Genomic DNA, 20,593 nt, shown 5'->3' with positions numbered 1-20,593 from the left:
TTTGTTGATTAAAAAAAGCGGTAAAGGAGTGAAAATTCCTTTACTGCTTTTTTGTTGTTTATGAATCCAGCCACGTATCCAAATGCTGCAGCGCTTTTTTCACTTGCTCTTCTTCCATTTGTTTCAAGAAATCATGCTCTAAAGAATACACAGGAATAAATTTACTATTAGGAATGAATCGAGCTAGTTGCTTACTGTACTTAAAGGGAACCTCTAAATCATCAGTGCTAGCTGTACTAAAAATCTTAGGAAAGTGCTGTAGCTCTACCGAAGAGAGAGAAAATTGTTTGGTTTCGCTCCTTTCCAAGCCATAAAAGCTCTCTAGTCGATTGTTTTGTATTGCATAGAGGTACAATAAATATCTTTGCAGCAATGGATCATCCCATTGAGGCGTAGTTTGATTGATTGTTTGAATCATTTCCTCAGTAATGACAGTATCAGTAAGCTTTCGTTCATTGGTAATAAAGTTTAAATCAAAGTAACCATAAAAATTTATCAGTTTATCCGGCAGCTGAGCATCCTGCTGCTGTAAATAGCTTGTTAGAAGAAGCATGAGATAGCTGCCGGCAGAACGACCGCAGAAACTATAAGGGGCATCTTGAAAACGTCTTTCTTTTAGCTCCAAAAAGGTTAACTGAAGCTGTTGGAGAATCTCTTTTAATGAGCTGTTAGGTGCAAGCAAGTAATCGATTGCTAAAACTGTATACCCTTTGGATAAAAAAATAGATTTTAGGGCTTCTGGTAAATCATTTTTACTACCATAAACGAGACCGCCTCCATGAAAATAAAGTAAATACTTTTGCTGTTCAGCTATTTTTGGAATAAATATGGAGACTTCGGCTCCGTTGGATAAAGTGAGCAGTTCAGGCATGGGTATGACTCCTTTGCTTGTATTTCAGTAAATAAGTACCAATTTCATAATTAACCAGCTGAATTGGATTTGTCAAACAAATTGATAAAGATTGCTCAATTTTATTTAAGCGGTAACGAATAGTTTTCGAATGTAGGAATAATGTTTCCGCAGTCTTCTTATAGTTGCGGCCGCACTGGAAAAAGGTATAGAGGGTTTCAAGCAGTTCGGGATTTTTTTTAGCTAACTGGCGCAATTCTTCAGGAATCAGCTCCTCTAACTGCTCTAACTGATTTTCTCGCATGAAGTATCTGAAAATTCCTAAATCAGAAACTTCTACAACTGGATCAATATAAAAGGAACGGTTGAACCGCAGGACATCCAGACACTCAACTAAGATTTCCTTCAGTCCTTCTTTTTCTTTTACCTGACTGATTGCAAAGGTCAGGTCAGGCTGTTCATCAAAAAAAGGATGGAGCTTTTTCTTTAGCTGAGCTTTTGTTATCGCCTGTTCAGGTTGTTCAAAATTATAAAGAATAATGAGGTAATTGTGGTGTTCAAAAAAGAGCTCTTGACTATTTAGAGAACGAAGAACAGTTAATATTTTTTTCCTTATTTTAGGATCATCATGAATCGTCGAAGAAAAGGCAATCCCCTGATAGTAAGGATAGCTGTCCATTCTTGCTTCCAGAAGAAGACTATTCAACTCATCAATATTACTAGGTGTATTCTGCAAAATGGCATCTGCTAAATTATTTAAACGAGTGTAGCGGTCTTTTTTTATCAGGTATTCCATTTGCAGACGTTCGTAGATAATATCAATGATATTTTCAATAATCATCAGATTTGCTTCATTTAGCTCGGGGCTGTCTTGGTAAACCAGTAAGGAACAGTCATTTGTATAAAAATTACTCACCCTTGTTTTTAGTGCGATGATTTCTCTGGACTCCTGATGAGAGAAAAGATGTAGCTGTTCATAACTATTCTTTGTAAATTCCATGTTTTCCAAGGTTTTCTGCTCAACTACTACAAAATCGTTGGGAAGTTTTCCCATTTTGATATCAATTCCTTTGCTGGGAATGTGCAGAGAGCAGCTCAGCTGAATTAACTGATAAAATTCCTGCATGATTTGATCAAAAGAAGCAAGATTCCGTTCAATTTTTGTAAACCGTTGTCGTACATCATAGTAAGTACGTAAAAGATGGGTTTGATAATTTAAAATAGGCTCATAGATGGAAAGCATGATTTTTTCATAGCTGACATTCTGCTGCACTTTAATCAGTGGAATTTTAAATTCTGAACACAAAGCAATAAGCCATTCTGGAATCATAGTAATCAGCCGATTCATTTTAACAACTAGACCACTAACGCCTATCGAACGCATTTTCTCAAAAAATTCAACTAGTTCAGAATGTGGAACATTGTTGAATGCATAAAAAGACGTTAAAATCAGCTGATTTTCTTTACTCCATTTTTCAATATCAATGGCTTCTAAAACCATAGCTGATTCGACCTCATTATTTAATCCTATTTCTCCTGTCAGTATTTTACTTGCTTTAAATAAATCAAGGCGCATCAAGTCTTTGAGTTTCATTTTTCTCCTCTTTTCCTCTTTTGGATAAAAAATACCTGTATATTTTAGACTTTTATCCAATGTAAACGAAAACATTAACTTTTACAATAGATTTGTGAATGGAGGAGAAAAAAATGTTAACTACAGTTATTTTGAAAAATAATTATCAGGATTCAATTAATCTGATGCTGCTGACCAATACAATTAATGAATTGGATCAGGTGAAAATGAGCCAGATTATGATGGGAACAGATGCCAATAAAGATATCTTAAAAAACACCAATCTGCTGACTGCAGAAGCAGAAGCGGCATCTCCCAATGATTTAATGATTGTTGTTGAAAGCGATACCGCTGATATTATGACAGAAGTTCTGCCGGCAGTTCATCTTTTTCTGGATGATTTATCTTCAAAAGGAAATAGTGAAGTCAGCCAAGCAGCTTCTTCTTGGCAAGAAGCATTGGAAAAACTTCCTGAGGCAAATGTGGCATTGTTCAGTATTCCGGGAGAATACGGAGCAGCTGAGATGGAGAAGGCATTAAAAAACGATTTGCATGTTTTCTCATTTACAGACAATGTTGCAATTGAAGATGAAGTTCGCTTAAAGAAGCTGGCTCATGAACGAGGCTTGCTGATGATGGGTCCGGATTGCGGTACAGGTATTATTTCTAGTATTCCAATCGCCTTCACCAATGTTGTTTCTCCTGGAAATATTGGAGTTGTTGGTGCTTCCGGTACTGGGATACAAGAAGTAACAACCATTATTGACCGATTGGGTGGAGGTGTGATACACGCAATCGGCACTGGCGGACGGGACCTTAGCTCAGAGGTAGGAGCAATAACGGTTAAGGATGCTGTAATGGCTTTGGAAAATCATGAACCGACAGATGTCATTTGTGTTATATCCAAACCGCCTGCGAAAGAAGTCCGGGATGAAGTAGTGGAGTTATTGCAAAGTATTTCTAAACCGGTTGTTGCTATTTTCTTGGGAGAGAGGCCTAAAGCTCATGAAGGGAAGGTTTATCTAGCACATACATTAGAGGAAACCGCTAAAATTGCAGTGGAGTTGGCAAACGACAACGATGTACAGAGTAATTATTTTGAAGACATGATTCAACCAAATTTACCTACTGTTGGATCAGATAAAGTTGTGAAGGGTCTGTATTCCGGCGGTACGCTAGCTGCCGAAGCTGGTATGCTGATTTCTGAGGCATTAGGCTTGGACGGGTTAGTGAAAAAGGAAGGCTACATTCTGAATTCCCATGGCTATGATGTTATCGATTTGGGTGATGATATTTATACGCAGGGAAAACCACACCCAATGATTGATCCAGATGTTCGGATAAACAAGATAAAGGATTACGCAGCCGATTCTGAAACAGGCATCATTCTTCTGGATATTGTATTGGGCTATGGTGCGCATCAAGATATGGCCGGCGCCTTGCTGCCTGCAATTCAAGAAGCACAGCAAGCAGCAGAGAAAGAACAGCGGGAATTGCATTTTGTGGCAACTGTCTGTGGTACTGAAAAAGATCCGCAAAACTATCAGTCAACAGTTCAGCGCTTGAAAGAAGCTGGTGTTTTCGTTGAAGAAAGTAATGCTAAGGCTGTACGTTTAGCGATGATGATGAAAGGAATAACATTAAAGGAGGAGGACAAAGCAGTTCTTCCATATACTGGAAAAACGATTGAGCTTCCCAAAGTTAGTGAGAAAGTGTTGGAGTTGTTAAACACGAAGCCGCGAATTATCAATGTTGGTCTGCAAAGCTTTAACGAATCGATTATCGAGTACGGAGGAGCATCTGAGCAGTTTAATTGGAAGCCGCGAGCCGGCGGCAACAAAAAAATGATTCGCATCTTGAATGAGTTGGATGAATTTTCAGAAAAAATCGAAGCTGAAAATCAACAGGTTACTGATAAGATAAAAAATGCGCAACCGTTTCTAATTGATGTGGTACCGGCAAAAACAGTGATTCCAGAACTGAATGAAGCGCAGAAAACCTTACTCCATGCTGGACCGCCTATTGCCTATGAAGAGATGACAGGACCTATGCAGGGCTCTTGTATAGGAGCGGCGCTATTTGAAGGATGGGCGAAGAATGAAAGTGAAGCCCGGACACTACTTGAAAATGGACAGATTCGCTTCATCCCTTGTCACCACGTGAAAGCGGTGGGACCTATGGGAGGAATTACTTCTGGCAATATGCCGGTTTTAGTTGTAGAAAATCGTTTAACTGGGAATCAGGCTTACTGCACCATGAATGAAGGTATCGGGAAAGTATTACGTTTTGGGGCGTACTCGAAAGAAGTTGTTACTCGTTTAGAATGGATGCGGGATATTTTAGGACCGACAATTGCTCAGGCATTACAGAAGACTGAAGAAGGAATTAATTTGAATGTTCTGATTGCCCGTTCAATTACGATGGGAGATGAATTCCATCAGCGCAATATGGCAGCTTCTTTGAATTTTCTAAAAGAGATATCACCGTTGATTATTGAACTGCCGATTGAAGAGCAGCAAAAATATGAAGTAATCAAGTTCCTTGCTGATACAGATCAGTTCTTCCTAAATATCATGATGGCAACTGGTAAAGCGATAGTTGATGGGGCGCGAGAAGGGACAAAGGGAACCATTGTAACAACGATGACCCGCAATGGTGTAAACTTCGGCGTGCGCATCGCTGAAACCGGCGATAGCTGGCATACAGCTCCTGTAAATACACCTAAGGGGTTATACTTTACCGGATTTACAGAAGAAGATGGAAATCCAGATATAGGAGACAGTGCGATTACAGAAACAATTGGCGTAGGAGCAATGGCAATGGTGGCAGCACCAGGTGTAACACGTTTTGTTGGTGCGGGAGGATTTCAAGATGCGTTAAATATCTCTGATGAGATGGCTAAAATTTGTGTAGGACACAATTCAACCTTCTCTATTCCAACATGGGATTTTCAAGGAACCTGCTTAGGAATTGATATCCGTAAGGTAGTGGAAACAGGGATTACGCCGATTATTAATACGGGAATTGCTCATAAAGAAGCTGGAGTAGGTCAGGTAGGAGCTGGTACGGTTCGAGCACCGTTGGGCTGCTTTGAAAAGGCACTGGAAGCCTATGCAAAAGAGCTGGGAATCAATGTGGAAGACTAAGGCGGTTGCCGGTCAGAATGCTGTCGATTTGAAAAGGTTTGGACGAATGGGGAAAATTCATAGTGTTTTTGAGCATTCGTTCAACCTGCTCATCTCTAATCGCTTGATTCATGTCTCAGCCTTTACAGAATACTTATCTAGTTTTGGCATTCAAATACCCGTAAAACTTTTTGAGGAGATCCAGCCCTATATCCAGCAGGGAAACATTGTGAAAATCATAGAAAATGGTTTTCGCATTTATAGCTGTTATGGTGTGGGAACCGTTGAATTTAGTCAGCTTCAAATCATTTCATTGAATGTACTAGGTCAAAATTTTTCTATGGAACACTTGAAGCTATTGAAAAATAAGCTGGAAAAATTAAGGTTGGCAGATGCTCTTGGGCTGCCTCTAAATAAAGAGGAGCAGGAAATATTTTATTCTCTAAGCAGTATGCCTAAAACAGCAGCCTCTGTTGATTTTAAAAAAAGTGTGTCTTATCTGGCAGGGCGGGGAAAAGGTTTAACTCCAAGTGGGGACGACATATTGACGGCATATCTTAGCGTGCTTCATTGGGCGGGTGATCAGAGAGCTGAGGCTTTATCCTCTGCTCTCACTCATCCTCTGCCGTCAACAACGGATGTGAGTAAAGCTTATATTCTCGAAGCGGCTGAGGGAAATGTGAATTCATTTATTTATCAATTATTTTCAGACCTGGAGAATAGAAGAACAGCGGCATCAATAGATGAAGCGATAAAAAAAATCAGATCCATTGGTCACACATCCGGAAATGATTTATGTTTTGGTTTGCTGCTGGGGGCACAAGCTGTAATAAACGATAAATTATAGAAAAGAGGGAATTAATATGGAGAATACAAGTCAAAAAAAAGCAGTTAAGGTTAATGAGACTTACTGGATGAAAGTCGTTGCCTTATTTTTTGTCGGTTGGATACTTATGTATGCAACTCGTACGATTTTTAATCCGATTATGGGAACTGTAGGTGCACAATTTGGTTTAAGTAATACCCAGTTAGGATTGGCAAATAGTGTCTTTTTCTTAACCTATGCAGTTGCGCAGATTCCTTCGGGAATGATAGGCGATCGGCTTGGACGCAAACTGGTGATCACAATTGGATTTGTTTTGATGGGGATTATGACTTATCTTAGCGGAATTGCGACGACTTTTGTAATGTTTCTGATTATTCGGGCTTTTGCGGGAATTGGTCAAGGTGCTTATTATGGGCCTCAGTATGCCTTATCTACAGAAGCCATACCGACAAAAAAACGAACAGTAGGAAATGCAATTATTAACAGTGGGATGGCTTTTGGAACATCAGGAGGATACCTGCTTTCAAGTAAACTCGTTTTAGAAAACGGAGAGCATTGGAGCAAGCCGTTCTTTATTATGGCAATTCCAACAGTAATTGTTGCGGTCCTATTTTATACAATGTTGAAGGAAAAGGTTGTCCGTCCAGAAGATACAGCTGCTGAAAAAAGTGCAGAACCAAAAGAGAAGGTTTCTCTTAAAGCGATTTTCTCAAATAAAAACTTGCTGGCTGCATTTATTCTGTGCTTTACAAGTATCTATGCCAATTTTGTAATCATTACCTGGCTGCCGTCATTCTTAATTGCAGAACGAGGATTTGAAGGTGCAAGTGTCGGCTTCATCTCATCTTTAGTACCTTGGGCGTCTATCCCCGGAGCTCTAATCTTTGCCCGTTTTGCCGACAAATCCGGTGCAACGAAAAAACTGGTGTATTTACTAGTGCCATTGGCAATACTATCTGTATTTTCAATTGCTTTTGTGACTGACCGAACCTTGTTGATTGCAGTGCTGATTCTTTATGGATTGACTGGTAAGCTGGCACTGGATCCAATCATCGTTACCTATGTGACCAAAAATGCACCTGCCGGATCTTTATCTACTACCTTGAGCGCCTATAACTTTATTGGTATGTCAGGATCGATTTTGGCTCCTTATCTAACTGGATATTTAGCAGACTCACTAGGATCAATGCAGGTTGGTTTTTATCTAGCATGTGTTCTGCTGGTCATTGGTCTAATTTTGTTTGCCATACTGGCAAAAGAAAAGCCTGTTGAAGAATAAAAGAGCGAGAGGAGAAACAAGATGAGTTTGAATGTTATTGCGCTTGGCGGCAATGCTATACTAGAAACGGATCCAACTGATGAGGGACAAAAAGCAGTAATCAAAAAAGCAGCGGTGCATATTGCAGATTTTATAGCTGCTGGTGAAGATGTTATTTTATGTCATGGAAATGGTCCTCAGGTGGGAAATTTACTGCTGCAGCAGAAAGCAGCTGAAACTGAAAAGAATCCCGCACTAAAGCTGGATTCCTGCGTAGCGATGACGCAAGGAAGTATTGGCTATTGGCTGCAGAATGCTCTGACGAATGAATTTTTGAGCCGTCAAATTTCAAAACCTGTAGTATCAATCGTCACACAAGTTCGTGTAAATGAAACAGATCCTTCATTCAAGGAGCCTTCAAAGCCAATCGGTCCATTCCTTAGTAAAGAGGAAGCAGCATTGGAAGCGAAGCGTACAGGCGGCAGTTTTAAGGAAGATGCTGGTAGAGGGTATCGAAAAGTTGTTCCTTCTCCAATGCCTCAGGAGATTGTTGAAAAAGATGTAGTTCGTTCAATCGTTCATTCGGGTGCAGTTGTTGTTTGTGCTGGTGGAGGCGGAGTTCCAGTAATTCAAAAAGGAACCGAACTAATTGGTGTAGAAGCTGTAAATGATAAGGATTTTTCAGCTAGAGTTTTAGCTGAGAATGTCAATGCAGACCGTTTGATTATATTGACAGGTGTAGACAATATTTACATCAATTACAATCAGCCAAATCAAAAAGCACTTGAAAAGGTCACTAAAGAAGAGGCGGAAACCTATATTAAAGAGGGTTTCTTCGCTGCTGGCAGTATGCTTCCGAAAGTAGAAGCAGCTGTGTCATTTGTCAAGGGGAAGGACCATCGGGAAGCAGTCATTACATCAATTGAGAACCTTGTTCGGCTTCAGGATGGTGTAGGAACCACAATCACCAATAGATAGGTGGAAAAAGTATGACTACGAAGAAAGTATCAATGGTTACTCAAATCCTTATAGCAGTGATATTAGGTGTAGTATTCGGAGTTTCTCTGCCCTCTGTTGCAGGACAGGTAAAGCTGTTGGGCGATGTTTTTCTCCGTCTAATGCAGATGGCTATCCCGCTGTTAATTCTTGGTCAGATCATTCAGGCAGTTGGAAGCATTGATTCAAAGGAACTGACAAGCCTTGGCTGGCGGACAATTCTAGTGTTTGGTGTATCTTCTTTTTTCGCTGCTTGCTGGGGAATTGTTATGGCGGTAATCTTCAATCCCGGTAATGGAATAAAGATAGCTGAAATAAAGGATACAGGATTAAAATCACAGACGATTTCTTTTGCTGATACACTACTGGATTTCTTTCCCAAAAATATTTTTGATTCACTAACCCAAGGATCAATCATTCAAATTATCGTATTTGCTCTGTTCTTTGGTGTTGCCTTGAATAAATACCTGCAGACCCATCCAAAATCACAGCTTTTTAAAGGAATCATTGATTTTAATGAAGTCATCATACTCATTATTGGTTATGTAATGAAGGCCGCACCAATCGGAATTTTTGCTTTGATTGCTTCAACAATTAGTAACTTAGGCTTACAGATTATTCTGCCGCTATTGAAATATCTGATTGTCTATGGCGGAGGTACGCTACTGTTTTTAGGTATTTGGGTTTTACTAGTCAGCGTTTACTGCAAGGTGAATCCAATTCGTTTGGTCAAGAACATGAAAAATATGTCTATAATGGCTTTGGCAACAACTTCTTCAGCCATCACTTTACCTGTAGCAATGAAAGAAAGCCGGACACAATTAGGGTTAAGTGAACGGATTACGAACTTAGTTTTACCACTAGGAATGTCATTGAACAGTAATGGCTCTGCTATGCATATGAGCATAACAGTGATGACAATTGCACAGATGTACCAACAGGGGTTTGATTTTCAGCAGATGTTTTATCTAGCAGTAACTGCGACCTTTGTATCGCTGGCAAATGCTGTAGTTCCAGGAGCTGGGCTGGTTTCATTAGCTGTTATTGTTCCCCAAATGGGGCTGCCGCTTGACAGTATTGCTGTTTTTGCCGGTGTTGAATGGTTTGTGGGAATGCTTCGAACAATATTAAATGTAAATTCAGATGTATATTCTGCAATCCTAGTTGGAAAATCAGTGAATGAAATTAATTATAACGTGTTTAATAGCAATTCAGAGGAACCGATAAAATAATTAGGATTGCCTTTAAAATAGAAGACAAAAAGAGGCTGGTATTGACCGCACAAGAGACAGCCGTTTCAGAAATAAGCTGTTTTCCAACTCTAATGGTAAAATCGTTTGATTGATGGTATAATCTTTAAACATAAAAGCACACTTCTTTTGATTGGGTTTAGTCACTTTAATCATACAAGGCTGTGTGCTTTTTGTGTACTCTAAAATTAAAAAGTGAGACAACAATCAGATTTTCTTCTGACTATTGGCCACTCTCATTCTTGACTAAAAAATGATGCGTTCATGAAACGAAACAAATAGTATCGAAAAAGCATGCTTTCAACTGTATAAATAGATTTTTATTTCAATGGAGCCGCTTTTTCTTAGTTTTATTTGGACGGTGAAAAGTTCTGGCATGCTCTATTAGTGCAGTTTATAAGTAGTTTCTATGCTTACCAGCCAGCGAAGTCCTAGTGTCAGCACATGTTGAAAATTTTGAGCAAAATAAATTTGGGGCTGATTAGGCTGTCTAGAAAGTAATGATCGTTTTTGAATTCTATCACTTAATAGCTCTTCATTAACTGTCTCGGACGAAAGCACAAAACTATCAGGCGCAATTACGGCGTTATACAGAGATAGGATATCTGCAAGATTTTCTCCTAATTCTTCGTCTGTGGCAGGTACTGGAGAATCGATTAAAGCCGGCAAATATTTTGCTTCTCCAGCAAGTCCGCGGTTTCCTTCAAGCAATACCCCGTTAGCACAAATAGTGATACCTGGCATACTCTTTTCAGGATAGAAAATGCCAACAACTGTATGCTGTTCTAATAGACCTTGTTCCACACAAAAGCCCATGGTCATTAAATGTGCATCATTTTGAATAGTAATAGGAATATCGCTAAACCGTGCCAACTCTTGTTCAATGTTCCAACCATCAAATAAATCATCCCAGCTGGAAACAATAATAGAATGATCGATTTTTCCAGGAATGGAAAGTCCTATTTTTTCGACTGGTACAGAAAATTGAAGCATGTCTTTAAATGCAGCCATCAACCCTTCTAGAGAGGGCGTTGAAAAATCGATTGTTGTATGATACTTTTCCACACCTGCTAGATTGACAACTTTCCCGATGATAACAAGACTGCGTTTTTCGTGTGGCTCTCTTTTTTCCTGAATAGAGACTAATAAATAATGAACCAAATCATAATTAAAAAGATATTCATTTGCAGGGCGTCCTAAGGGCTGTTGGATAGGCTTAGATTCGATAAAAATTTGGTCGGCGACCAGTTGTTTAACCAGAGAGTTGATTGTCACAACACTAATTCCAGTTTCTTTAGACATCTCTGCCTTTAATGCTTTTTTATTTTCAAAAAGAAAAACTTTGAGCTTTTCCAGATTTTTTTGTCGGATAAGATTACTTTTTTCTGTCAAGAAGGTACCACCTTTCATAAAGAAAAACTTAATTAATTCACTTTATTAATGATAGACTATATTAGTGCATCTGTAAACAAGATTCACTCATTTTAAGGAATGATAAACTTATTAAGAATTTTAATTAATTAAAACTCTTAATAAAGGTTTTTAACTATTGATTTCTTTAACCGCTTACTTTACTATTAAACTATATAAATTGTGTTAGAAAATATTATAGATGCTATTAAAGGAGCGTCTACTAGACTTATCTTTGTCTACATTGATATACAGAATCTTTTACAGGATTTATATAGATGGAAAAAAGATTGGAGACTTGCAGATGGGAATAAAAGCAATTGTATTAGATATTGACGGCACCTTATTGAATGATCAAAAAGAGATTTCAGAAAAAACAAAGAATGCGTTAATCAATGCACAAAAACAAGGGATTAAGGTCATACTTGCTTCCGGGCGCCCGACAACGGGGATGGAGAAGCACGTTAAAGAGCTACAAATGGATCAGTATGACGGCTTTATTGTATCATTTAATGGTGCCTGCGTAGTGGATTGCAGGACACAAGAAGTATTGTTTAATCAGGCTTTGGCTGTTGAAGATAGTAAGGCAATTCTTGAGCATTTGAAAAGTTTTAATGTTAAGCCGATGATTGATAAGGAAGATTATCTGTATGTGAACGATGTCTTTGACAATATAGTAAACCTGCCAACTGGAGAGTTCAATATTATTGAATATGAGTCAAGAGGCGGGAATTTCAAATTATGTGAAAAAGAAGATTTAGCGGCATTTGTTGATTTTCCGCTAAATAAAATTCTTATTGCCGGAGATCCTGATTATCTAAAAGAAAATTACCAGAAAATTCAAGAGCCATTTATTGACCGCTTAAACGCAATGTTCACGGCGCCGGTTTATTTTGAATTTACGGACAAAGGAATTGATAAAGCGAAAGCACTAGATACTGTTTTACCAAAATTTGATATTCATTCAAGTGAAATCATTTCTTTCGGAGATGGGCATAATGATCAATCAATCATTGAATACGCTGGAGTTGGCGTAGCAATGGCAAATGCTGTAGATGCGTTAAAAGCTGCAGCTGATGAAATTACTCTGTCGAATAACGAAGACGGTATAGCAGTTATGCTGGAAAAATATTTGTAGAAAGATTGAGTGTTGCTTTTATACCTTTGATTCTTACTAGGCTGCGGCTCTTGAAGCATGGACAGACTGAAACAACGTTTATTTGGTTTTGAATTAGCAAACTGGGTAGGATATAAATAAAGCTTCACCGCTTTCTATTCCTAAAACCCAAATAAAGGGCGGTCCAAAAGCTGCCTCTTCGGAAATAAGGCGGACTATACTGAAAATGTCTCGACATTTTCAGTATAGTCCGCCTTATTTTTTAAACACAACACTTTTAGTTCAGCTTCTTTAAGTTCAATGGAACATGGAAGGAACGATTGTTTCTATTATGGTGCTATGCTACACTTTTAAATAGTAAATGCTTTCAAAATAGAAGGCAATGGGGAGGGATTCGTTTGACAGAACAAAGTAAGTTAACGAAAAGCTATGATCAAACACATTATCGGCTAAGTCATCACGGCGAGCGCAATGTTTCTGTATTGAAGCAGGTCATTGATCAGTTGGATGGGGAGCAATCAAGTGATATTTATGGAAATGGCGAAGTCATTGAACAGTTTCAGGAAAAAATGACAGGAATTCTTGGAAAAGAGGCGGCGGTTTTCTTCCCAAGCGGCACGATGGCTCAACAGATCGCTTTGCGTATTTGGTCAGACCGTAAACAAGGAGCAACCGTTGGTTATCATCCTCTTTCCCATTTAGAAATTCATGAGGAAGGCGGTTTGAAGGAGCTTCACCATATTTATCCAATTTTACTGGGAAACAAGGAACGTTTAATTACATTGGAAGATATTCAAGCTGTGGAAGAGCCGCTGGCTTGTATTTTAATAGAGCTGCCCCAAAGAGAAATTGGCGGCCAGCTGCCAACATTTGAAGAGCTTCAAGCAATTTCCGGCTATTGTAAAGCAAAGGGAATTAAACTACATTTAGATGGTGCACGCCTTTGGGAATGCCTGCCTTATTACGATAAAACAGCAGAAGAAATTTGTGCATTATTTGATAGTGTCTATGTCTCTTTTTATAAAGGTATTGGCGGAATTGCCGGCGCAATATTGGCTGGAGAGGCTGAATTTATTGAAGAATCAAAAATTTGGAAAAGGCGCCATGGCGGCGATTTGATTAGTTTATATCCATATATTGTGACAGCAGATTATTATTATGAACAGCGGATAGGCAGCATGCCGGATTATGTTCAAGCAGCAAAAAAAGTGGCGGAATTGTTTAATCAGTGTTCAAACACAAAAACAGTTCCAAAGATTCCGGTAGCTAATATGTTTCATGTACACTTCTCAAAAACAATTGCTGATATGAAGCAAGTTTTTGCAGAGGTGCAAGAGAAAAGTGATGTTGGTTTTACTTTAATGCTGTGGGAAGAAGCCGAAGGTGTTTCAGCATTTGAACTATCGATTGGCGAAAGTTTCCTAACGATTCCTGAGGAAAATTTAAAAATTGCTTTTGATACATTGAAGACGGCTATGAATTAGCTGCTGGGTTGTAAATCAGCTAATAGTTAATGATGATTCTATGAGTTGATTCTGGATTGAAAGGAGTAAAAAATGACAGAAACTGATTATAAGAACGACGTTGAGCTGATTCTTGGGCATCGATTTGATCATGGCTGGGATTATTGGACAACAGAAGATAAGCGTTTGATTAAAGGGGCCCCTTTTTCAACATTGGAGAGTGCGATGCTGCTTTTGGAGGCAGGAATGCCCGTTTCAGACCCTCTACTTGCTGAACTGGGAGAGCTGATTATGAGTACATGGCGTGAAGATGGCCGATTTAAGCTGTACCCTAAAGGCGGTATTTTACCTTGCCATACGACTCATGCGGCTAATGTTCTTGTTCAACTGGGATATAAGGAGGATGAGCGGCTGAAAAAGACTTTCCAGCACCTTCTGGAAACTCAGTACATAGACGGCGGCTGGCGCTGTAACAAGTTCAGCTATGGAAGAGGGGAAGAGACAGAATATTCCAACCCGGGAACTACGTTGCTGGGATTGAGTGCGTTTCGTTTTACTGAGTATCTGAACAAGGAACCGCTACTTGAACCAACTGTTGAATTTTTGTTGGAGCATTGGCGTATTAGAAAGCCGATTGGTCCCTGCCATTATGGAATTGGTACGTTGTTTATGCAGCCGGAATATCCATTTAGAACCTATAATTTATTTTATTATGTGTATGTACTTTCATTCTATGAAACAGCAAAAAAAGATCCGCGTTTTCTGGAGGCGCTAGCTGCATTGGAGGCGACTATGGAGGATAATCAAATTGTTTTAACACGGGTTAACCGTAAGCTTAGCGGCTTATCCTTTTGTAAAAAGGACAAGCCGAATGGTCGAGCAACAAAATGCTATGAGGAAATTTTGAGGAATTTGAAATAGAGGAATGAATGAGTTTTAGTTTCCGATATGTGGATAAAGAGCAGTCTGTAAGATAGTCGGTTTGAGCTGGGTATGTGGTTGTTCAAGCTGCAGTTGGGGTGTAGCAACGACGTATACAAAGAAGATGCTAACTATCAATTGTATGCGTATCAAAATAAAAAATCAGACAAGGTATATGTGAAAGCCGTTGCGCGTGCTGCTGGAGAAAACCTGCTGAAAACAAAAGTTGAAAGCTGGTGAGTTTCTTGTCTGCGAAGGGAAGACAGCTGAGATAGTAGAAGTAAAAAATCAGTTAATAGAAAATGGTCAATTTTTTGTTACACCAGATTTCAGATACTAAGATGTGTTTGAAAGCTAAAATAACGAGTTTTTTCATGATCTTTATGGATATCGTTTTCGTGAAGAGGTCGAGACAAAAGTGTTTAGCTTCGAGAACCAAGTAGGTACTGTTCAACATCAGCTCATCCCTCGCTGTGTTTCACAGCAATAAGACGGATTATCCGGAAATTATCAAGAAACACTACGAGGGAACCGAGTAGCTGTTGATTGATACCTACCTGGAGCTTTTCATATTTTTGAGATCGTTCGGCTTATTTCCGAGAACTTCAACTCTTAGTGCTTTTAGCACTTAGAAGTTGATGCTATCGGAACGAAGTGTAGTGAGCTACTTTTGGAACGCCGTTTATTCGGATTTTAGAGAAAGAAGAGTTCGGGCAGTTACTTATGTCCCAAACTCTTTTTCTAGATTTCTACTGAACTATCGTTTCCTCGTTAGTTTTCAAACACGTCTTGGTTAACACATAAAAAGCAGAAAAAAATGAAGCACCTCCCAAAAATTTAATTTCCGGTGGTGCTTCAAATGCTGAATAGCATTTTATCTGCTTCTTTTAAAAGAGCTTATCTAAAATACACACATACACATTCTGGAGCAAATATATCTTTTTGAATCATTGTCAGCAAACCATTTTCTTGATCTCTGCGGTATAATGTCAAATTGTCTGTATTTTGGTTAGCAGCAACTACAAAATCTTCTGTCGCATTCAAGTCGAAATCTCTAGGGAAATCTCCTTCAGTTGAAATCAGTTGAACTAGTGCGATAGTATCACCGCTTTCGTTTACTGAAAAAACAGCTAAAGAGTTATGTCCGCGGTTTGAGGCATAAAGATGACGGCCGTCCTTGGTTATACGGATAGCAGCTCCGCCGCTGAATTCAGTGAAATCTTCAGGTAAAGTTGACAGCTTTTGCGTCTGTTTGAAGGTTCCGTCTGCTTTGTTGTATGAAAGAACAGTGACCGTATTATCTAATTCGCCAAACATATAAGCAAATTGGCTGTTTGGATGGAAGACAAGATGGCGGGGACCAGTACCAGGCTCCGCAATATATTGAGCAATCTCCGTCAGCTTGCCTTTTGCATCTACATCATATGTGTAAACCCGATCTGTTCCTAAATCACAGACCGCTAAGCGTTTATCCGGCGTTAAATCTGTATAATGGACGTGTGCTTTGTTTTGATTTTCATGAGGTCCGGTTTCTTCATCATGAGTTATTTTATCAGCTAACTCTAAAGAACCGTCCTCTAAGATGCGGTGACTGTAGACCATTCCGCGATGGTAATTTGCCCCATAGACCAATTGACGTTCTTCATCAACCGCCACATAGCAATGAGGAGCGCCTTCTTCTGTTACCGCATTCAATAGTTCAAAAGAGCCGCCTGCCGGTTTAAATGCACCAGCACCACCTTCTTCCCCAATTTCGATTACAGAATAAAGCTTTCCAGCTTGGCTTTCTGTAACATAGGTCGGTCCTTTCGCTTCAGCCACTAGCTCAGCTGTAGTTAGTTCACCTTTATCCGTATCCAGAGTAATTTCATGAATTCCCTTACTTATTCTACGAGTGTACGTACCCAACAAGATTTTTTCTGACATATATTACCCTCCAAGTTATTGATTTTTGATAAAATAAACATACAAGGATAGTATAACATAAATAGGGATTACTGAAGAACTACTTTCATTAGAGCAGTCTAACAGAAAACTCGCAATTTTTGTCCCTTTGTGATATCATTGCTAAAGACTGTACTCTCAATTACTTTCGATTTTAAGGAGGAACATACGTGTACGACAACACAAACAATAACGGCCCTGTGCGTTGTTCTTTTTGTGGCAAAACACAGGAAGAAGTTAAGAAAATCGTTGCAGGACCTGGCGTATATATTTGTAATGAATGTATTGACTTGTGTAAAGAGATTATTGACGAAGAATTTTACGACGAAGCTGTTCGTGAACTGACAGATGTTCCTAAACCGCAAGAGATTTTAGATGTTCTGGATCAGTATGTGATTGGTCAGGAACAGGCGAAACGAGCTCTTTCTGTAGCTGTTTATAATCACTACAAACGTGTAAATCATACTGAAAATACTAGTTCAGATGAAGTAGAACTGCAAAAAAGTAATATCTGTCTGATTGGACCTACTGGTTCAGGAAAGACGTTTCTGGCTCAGACATTGGCTAGAACTCTAAATGTTCCATTTGCTATCGCAGATGCAACTAGCTTAACTGAGGCTGGTTATGTTGGTGAAGATGTGGAAAATATTTTGTTAAAACTTTTACAGTCGGCTGACTATAACGTTGAACGTGCTGAAAAAGGGATTATCTATATTGATGAGATTGATAAAATTGCACGTAAAAGCGAAAATGTTTCTATCACTAGAGATGTTTCTGGTGAAGGTGTCCAACAAGCATTGCTTAAGATACTAGAGGGAACAGTTGCCAGTGTACCGCCTCAAGGAGGTAGAAAGCATCCTCATCAAGAGTTTATTCAAATCGATACAACCAATATTCTGTTTATTGTTGGCGGTGCTTTTGACGGCATCGAAACAATCGTTAGAAACCGTTTAGGAGAAAAAACGATTGGTTTTGGAACAAATAACAGTAAATTGTCTGAAGATGAAAGCATCATGCAGCAGATTATTCCGGAGGACTTGCTGAAATTCGGATTGATTCCTGAATTTATCGGTCGCTTGCCGGTTACTGCAGCTTTGGAAAAACTGACTGTTGATGATTTAGTTCGCATCTTAAAAGAGCCTAAAAATGCTTTAGTGAAACAATATCAAAAGCTGCTGTCTCTAGATAATACAGAGCTTGAGTTTGAAGATGATGCCCTGCGTGGAATCGCAAAACAAGCGATTGAGCGCAATACAGGTGCTCGTGGACTACGTTCAATCATTGAAGGAATTATGCTGGATGTCATGTTTGATATTCCTTCTGATGAAACAATCAAGAAAGTGATTATTACGGAGCTTGCAGTTGAAGGCAAAGGAAAACCGGCAATCGTTTACGATAAAAAAGATCAAAAAGCCGGTTAACAATTGTTTATAGAACGAGGATGAAAGGTCGGGACAGGGTATCTTCTGAGAAGATACCGCTCCCGGCCTTTTGGCTGAAACTTTGTAAACAGAAGGCAAACCAAAAATAAGCAAAAAGGAGTAAAAAGATGAATGTACACAATGCAGAGATTGTAATTAGTGCCGTTTCACCTGCTCAATATCCAGATTCTCAGCTGCCTGAAATTGCATTAGCCGGACGATCTAATGTGGGGAAATCTTCCTTTATTAATACATTGATTAATCGAAAAAATCTGGCTCGAACATCTGGAAAGCCTGGGAAAACACAAACATTGAACTTTTATTTAATTGAAGATACCCTTCATTTTGTTGATGTTCCAGGGTATGGTTATGCGAAAGTATCAAAAACGGAGCGGGCCAAATGGGGGAAAATGATTGAGACGTATATTACTCAGAGAGAACAGCTAAAAGCTGTGGTATCTCTGGTAGACCTGCGTCACAGCCCCACACAGGATGATATTCAAATGTATGAGTTTCTAAAATATTATGATTTGCCGGTTATTGTTGTTGCAACAAAGGCGGACAAAATCCCACGTGGAAAATGGAATAAGCATGAAAGTATTGTTAAAAAAGCTTTAAATTTTGATCCTACTGATGAGTTCATACTTTTCTCTTCTCAAACAAAAATGGGGAAAGAAGAAGCTTGGCAGGCTATTGAAAAATATCTATAAAAAAACAGTGATCAGTTAGAAACTGGTCACTGCTTTTTTTCTTTTTCATCTTTATCAGAATCTTTTTTATCTTCTGGTTTTTCCTTCTTTTTAGGGTCAACAGCAAAAGATTCAAAAAGCTTGTCAAGGTCGTCGCTTCGTTCAAATTTTAAGCCCATTTTTCATCCCTCCAGTCCTCGTTAGTTTATCATGTTTTTCATTTTTTGGATAGTTTTTGTGAGGAGAAACTAACTTGCAATATGAAGAAAAACACGGTATAGTTTGTCCAAATGTATAAATTCTATTAGAGAAAAATCGGGCGGTAAGTGTCGCTGATTTTCTTAAATAATTGAAAATATTTTTTGGGAGTAAGATTTCGCTTGACTCTCCTGAGTAAGCAGAGATAAGCTCTATCTATTTTACAGCAAAAGAGTGATTTTACAAAAGCTTTTGCAGAATTGTCAGTTACTACAATTTTAAGCAAAAGTGGACTACTCATCGTTTAAATAGGTTTATATAGGAAAGAAGGAAAAAAACGAAATGATTGGTAAGTTAATTATTTCTTTGGTTAGATTTTATCAGCGTTTTATCTCTCCAGCTTTGGGACCCCGTTGCCGGTACCACCCAACTTGTTCTCAATATATGCTGGATGCAGTTCAGACACACGGTGGTGCAAAAGGAGGGCTAATGGGCGTGGCTCGTATTTGCCGCTGTCACCCGTTTGTAAAGGGTGGAATAGATTATGTGCCGCTGAAATTTAGTCTAAAGAGAAATCCAGATGAAGAATACCATGGTCCATATAATTATCGGAGAAATAAATAATAACATAAATAAAAAGGGGAAGAATATGGCAATATTAGCATTTGATTTAGGCGGGTCAGCAGTAAAGTACGGAGTATGGGATGAAAATCAGTTGCTTGAAACTGGAAAATTTTCTACACCTAAAAATTGGGAAGAGATGAAAGCTGGATTCTCAAAGGTATTTTCAGCAACCGAACGTTCAATTGAGGGCGTTGCATTTAGTGCTCCTGGTGTAGTCGATGAACAAAAAAGACAAATTTTAGGGATTTCTGCTATTCCCTACATTCATCATTTTGATATTTATGATGAATTAGAACAGTTATTTGAATTACCAGTGACTATTGAAAACGATGCGAACTGTGCAGGGATGGCTGAGATTTATGAAGGTGCAGCTAAAGGAAAACAGGAAGTTGCATTTGTTGTGATTGGTACAGGAATCGGTGGAGCCGTTTTTCACAAAGGAGAAATCGTAAAAGGCGCTCATCTTTATGGAGGAGAGTTCGGTCTAATGTTTCTTGATGGAAATCGGACCTTTAGCACATTAGGAACAGCTGTTCAGATGGCTTGGCGTTATTGTGAGCGCAAAGGCTTGGAGAAAGAAGCTGTATCGGGTGAAGAGGTCTTCGGTTTGGCGGAAGCAGGCGATCCAGTTGCTGTAGAAGAGGTTGAAAATTTTTATGAGTATTTGACGCAGGGGTTGTTTGGCATCCAGTTTTCTCTTGACCCGGAAGTGATTGTATTGGGCGGTGGAGTTTCCGCTAAAGCAGGTTTGCTTGATGAAATCAACCTGCGTATGAAGAAGAAACTGAAGCATTTTGGCCTAAAAGACTTTGTTCCGGAAATAGTTATATGTAACTATCGAAATGATGCAAACCTAGTTGGAGCTGCGGCGAACTTCTTGGCGAAAAAGAATTGGAGTCATTAAAAAGCTGCTATCAAACGTAATGTA

General features: G+C 39.0%; 18 protein-coding genes. 13 read left to right on the top strand and 5 right to left on the bottom strand.

Annotated features, from left to right (window positions below):
- Window positions 1-58: 58 nt before the first annotated feature.
- Window positions 59-871 (bottom strand): alpha/beta hydrolase, encoded by an 813-nt coding sequence (locus tag AC1Z3K_RS11275; RefSeq protein ID WP_426082330.1) that lies wholly within the window; start codon window positions 869-871, stop codon window positions 59-61.
- Window positions 864-2,444: a PucR family transcriptional regulator gene (locus AC1Z3K_RS11270; RefSeq protein WP_461732773.1), complete on the bottom strand. Its 1,581-nt coding sequence runs from the start codon at window positions 2,442-2,444 to the stop codon at window positions 864-866. Before AC1Z3K_RS11270 ends, AC1Z3K_RS11275 begins: the two co-directional genes overlap by 8 nt.
- 113 nt (window positions 2,445-2,557) lie before the next feature.
- Between AC1Z3K_RS11270 and AC1Z3K_RS11265 the strand changes: the two genes are divergently transcribed.
- Genes AC1Z3K_RS11265 through AC1Z3K_RS11245 form a run of 5 tightly spaced genes read left to right on the top strand, consistent with a single transcriptional unit; the run spans window position 2,558 to window position 9,860 of the window.
- Window positions 2,558-5,569, top strand: coding sequence for a bifunctional FdrA/YlbE family protein (locus AC1Z3K_RS11265; protein WP_461732772.1), 3,012 nt, complete (start codon window positions 2,558-2,560; stop codon window positions 5,567-5,569).
- Window positions 5,556-6,395, top strand: a complete 840-nt coding sequence (locus AC1Z3K_RS11260; RefSeq protein ID WP_461732771.1) for an oxamate carbamoyltransferase subunit AllH family protein — start codon at window positions 5,556-5,558, stop codon at window positions 6,393-6,395. The genes AC1Z3K_RS11265 and AC1Z3K_RS11260 overlap by 14 nt, the downstream gene beginning before the upstream one ends.
- Before the next feature lie 16 nt (window positions 6,396-6,411).
- Complete coding sequence (locus AC1Z3K_RS11255) at window positions 6,412-7,653, top strand: MFS transporter (protein ID WP_426082334.1); 1,242 nt, start codon at window positions 6,412-6,414, stop codon at window positions 7,651-7,653.
- A 21-nt stretch (window positions 7,654-7,674) separates the two neighbouring features.
- Entirely contained in the window at window positions 7,675-8,610 is a 936-nt protein-coding gene (gene arcC / locus AC1Z3K_RS11250; RefSeq protein ID WP_461732770.1) for a carbamate kinase, read from the top strand.
- A gap of 11 nt (window positions 8,611-8,621) precedes the next feature.
- On the top strand, window positions 8,622-9,860 hold the full coding sequence (locus AC1Z3K_RS11245; RefSeq protein WP_461732769.1) for a dicarboxylate/amino acid:cation symporter: 1,239 nt from the start codon (window positions 8,622-8,624) through the stop codon (window positions 9,858-9,860).
- Between the two features lie 402 nt (window positions 9,861-10,262).
- Here AC1Z3K_RS11245 and AC1Z3K_RS11240 read toward each other — a convergent pair whose 3' ends face one another.
- On the bottom strand, window positions 10,263-11,270 hold the full coding sequence (locus tag AC1Z3K_RS11240) for an ROK family protein (protein ID WP_426082337.1): 1,008 nt from the start codon (window positions 11,268-11,270) through the stop codon (window positions 10,263-10,265).
- 322 nt (window positions 11,271-11,592) lie between these two features.
- Between AC1Z3K_RS11240 and AC1Z3K_RS11235 the strand changes: the two genes are divergently transcribed.
- The 4 genes from AC1Z3K_RS11235 to AC1Z3K_RS11220 all read left to right on the top strand — a co-directional run bounded on the left by AC1Z3K_RS11235 (window position 11,593) and on the right by AC1Z3K_RS11220 (window position 15,029).
- Window positions 11,593-12,426 (top strand): Cof-type HAD-IIB family hydrolase, encoded by an 834-nt coding sequence (locus tag AC1Z3K_RS11235; RefSeq protein ID WP_426082338.1) that lies wholly within the window; start codon window positions 11,593-11,595, stop codon window positions 12,424-12,426.
- A gap of 377 nt (window positions 12,427-12,803) precedes the next feature.
- Window positions 12,804-13,889, top strand: coding sequence for a threonine aldolase family protein (locus AC1Z3K_RS11230; RefSeq protein WP_461732768.1), 1,086 nt, complete (start codon window positions 12,804-12,806; stop codon window positions 13,887-13,889).
- A gap of 72 nt (window positions 13,890-13,961) precedes the next feature.
- Window positions 13,962-14,789, top strand: a complete 828-nt coding sequence (locus AC1Z3K_RS11225; protein WP_461732767.1) for a prenyltransferase/squalene oxidase repeat-containing protein — start codon at window positions 13,962-13,964, stop codon at window positions 14,787-14,789.
- A gap of 72 nt (window positions 14,790-14,861) precedes the next feature.
- Window positions 14,862-15,029, top strand: coding sequence for a hypothetical protein (locus tag AC1Z3K_RS11220; protein ID WP_426082341.1), 168 nt, complete (start codon window positions 14,862-14,864; stop codon window positions 15,027-15,029).
- A gap of 657 nt (window positions 15,030-15,686) precedes the next feature.
- Here AC1Z3K_RS11220 and AC1Z3K_RS11215 read toward each other — a convergent pair.
- Window positions 15,687-16,715 carry a lactonase family protein gene (locus AC1Z3K_RS11215; RefSeq protein ID WP_426082343.1) on the bottom strand — a complete coding sequence of 343 codons (1,029 nt, stop codon included), beginning with the start codon at window positions 16,713-16,715 and terminating at the stop codon, window positions 15,687-15,689.
- Between the two features lie 188 nt (window positions 16,716-16,903).
- Between AC1Z3K_RS11215 and clpX the strand changes: the two genes are divergently transcribed.
- Window positions 16,904-18,154, top strand: a complete 1,251-nt coding sequence (gene clpX, locus AC1Z3K_RS11210; protein ID WP_426082344.1) for an ATP-dependent Clp protease ATP-binding subunit ClpX — start codon at window positions 16,904-16,906, stop codon at window positions 18,152-18,154.
- Window positions 18,155-18,282: 128 nt separating this feature from the next.
- The gene (yihA, locus tag AC1Z3K_RS11205) at window positions 18,283-18,864 is read left to right on the top strand and encodes a ribosome biogenesis GTP-binding protein YihA/YsxC (protein WP_426082346.1); all 582 of its coding nucleotides are present in this window, start codon (window positions 18,283-18,285) and stop codon (window positions 18,862-18,864) included.
- 26 nt (window positions 18,865-18,890) lie between these two features.
- On the opposite strand, the gene AC1Z3K_RS11200 is transcribed toward yihA, so the two are convergent.
- Complete coding sequence (locus AC1Z3K_RS11200) at window positions 18,891-19,022, bottom strand: SPJ_0845 family protein (protein WP_426082347.1); 132 nt, start codon at window positions 19,020-19,022, stop codon at window positions 18,891-18,893.
- Between the two features lie 361 nt (window positions 19,023-19,383).
- On the opposite strand from AC1Z3K_RS11200, the gene yidD reads away from it, so the two are divergent.
- Both yidD and AC1Z3K_RS11190 read left to right on the top strand, forming a co-directional pair.
- A complete protein-coding gene (gene yidD, locus AC1Z3K_RS11195) occupies window positions 19,384-19,665 on the top strand; it encodes a membrane protein insertion efficiency factor YidD (RefSeq protein WP_426082349.1) in 282 nt (93 codons plus the stop codon).
- 25 nt (window positions 19,666-19,690) lie between these two features.
- Window positions 19,691-20,569 (top strand): ROK family protein, encoded by an 879-nt coding sequence (locus AC1Z3K_RS11190; RefSeq protein WP_426082350.1) that lies wholly within the window; start codon window positions 19,691-19,693, stop codon window positions 20,567-20,569.
- The last annotated feature ends 24 nt before the right edge of the window (window positions 20,570-20,593 follow it).

The sequence above is a fragment of the Enterococcus sp. LJL128 genome (genome assembly GCF_056924295.1).
Note: the sequence above shows the minus strand (reverse complement) of the source record. Positions and strands in the feature narration are given on the sequence as shown.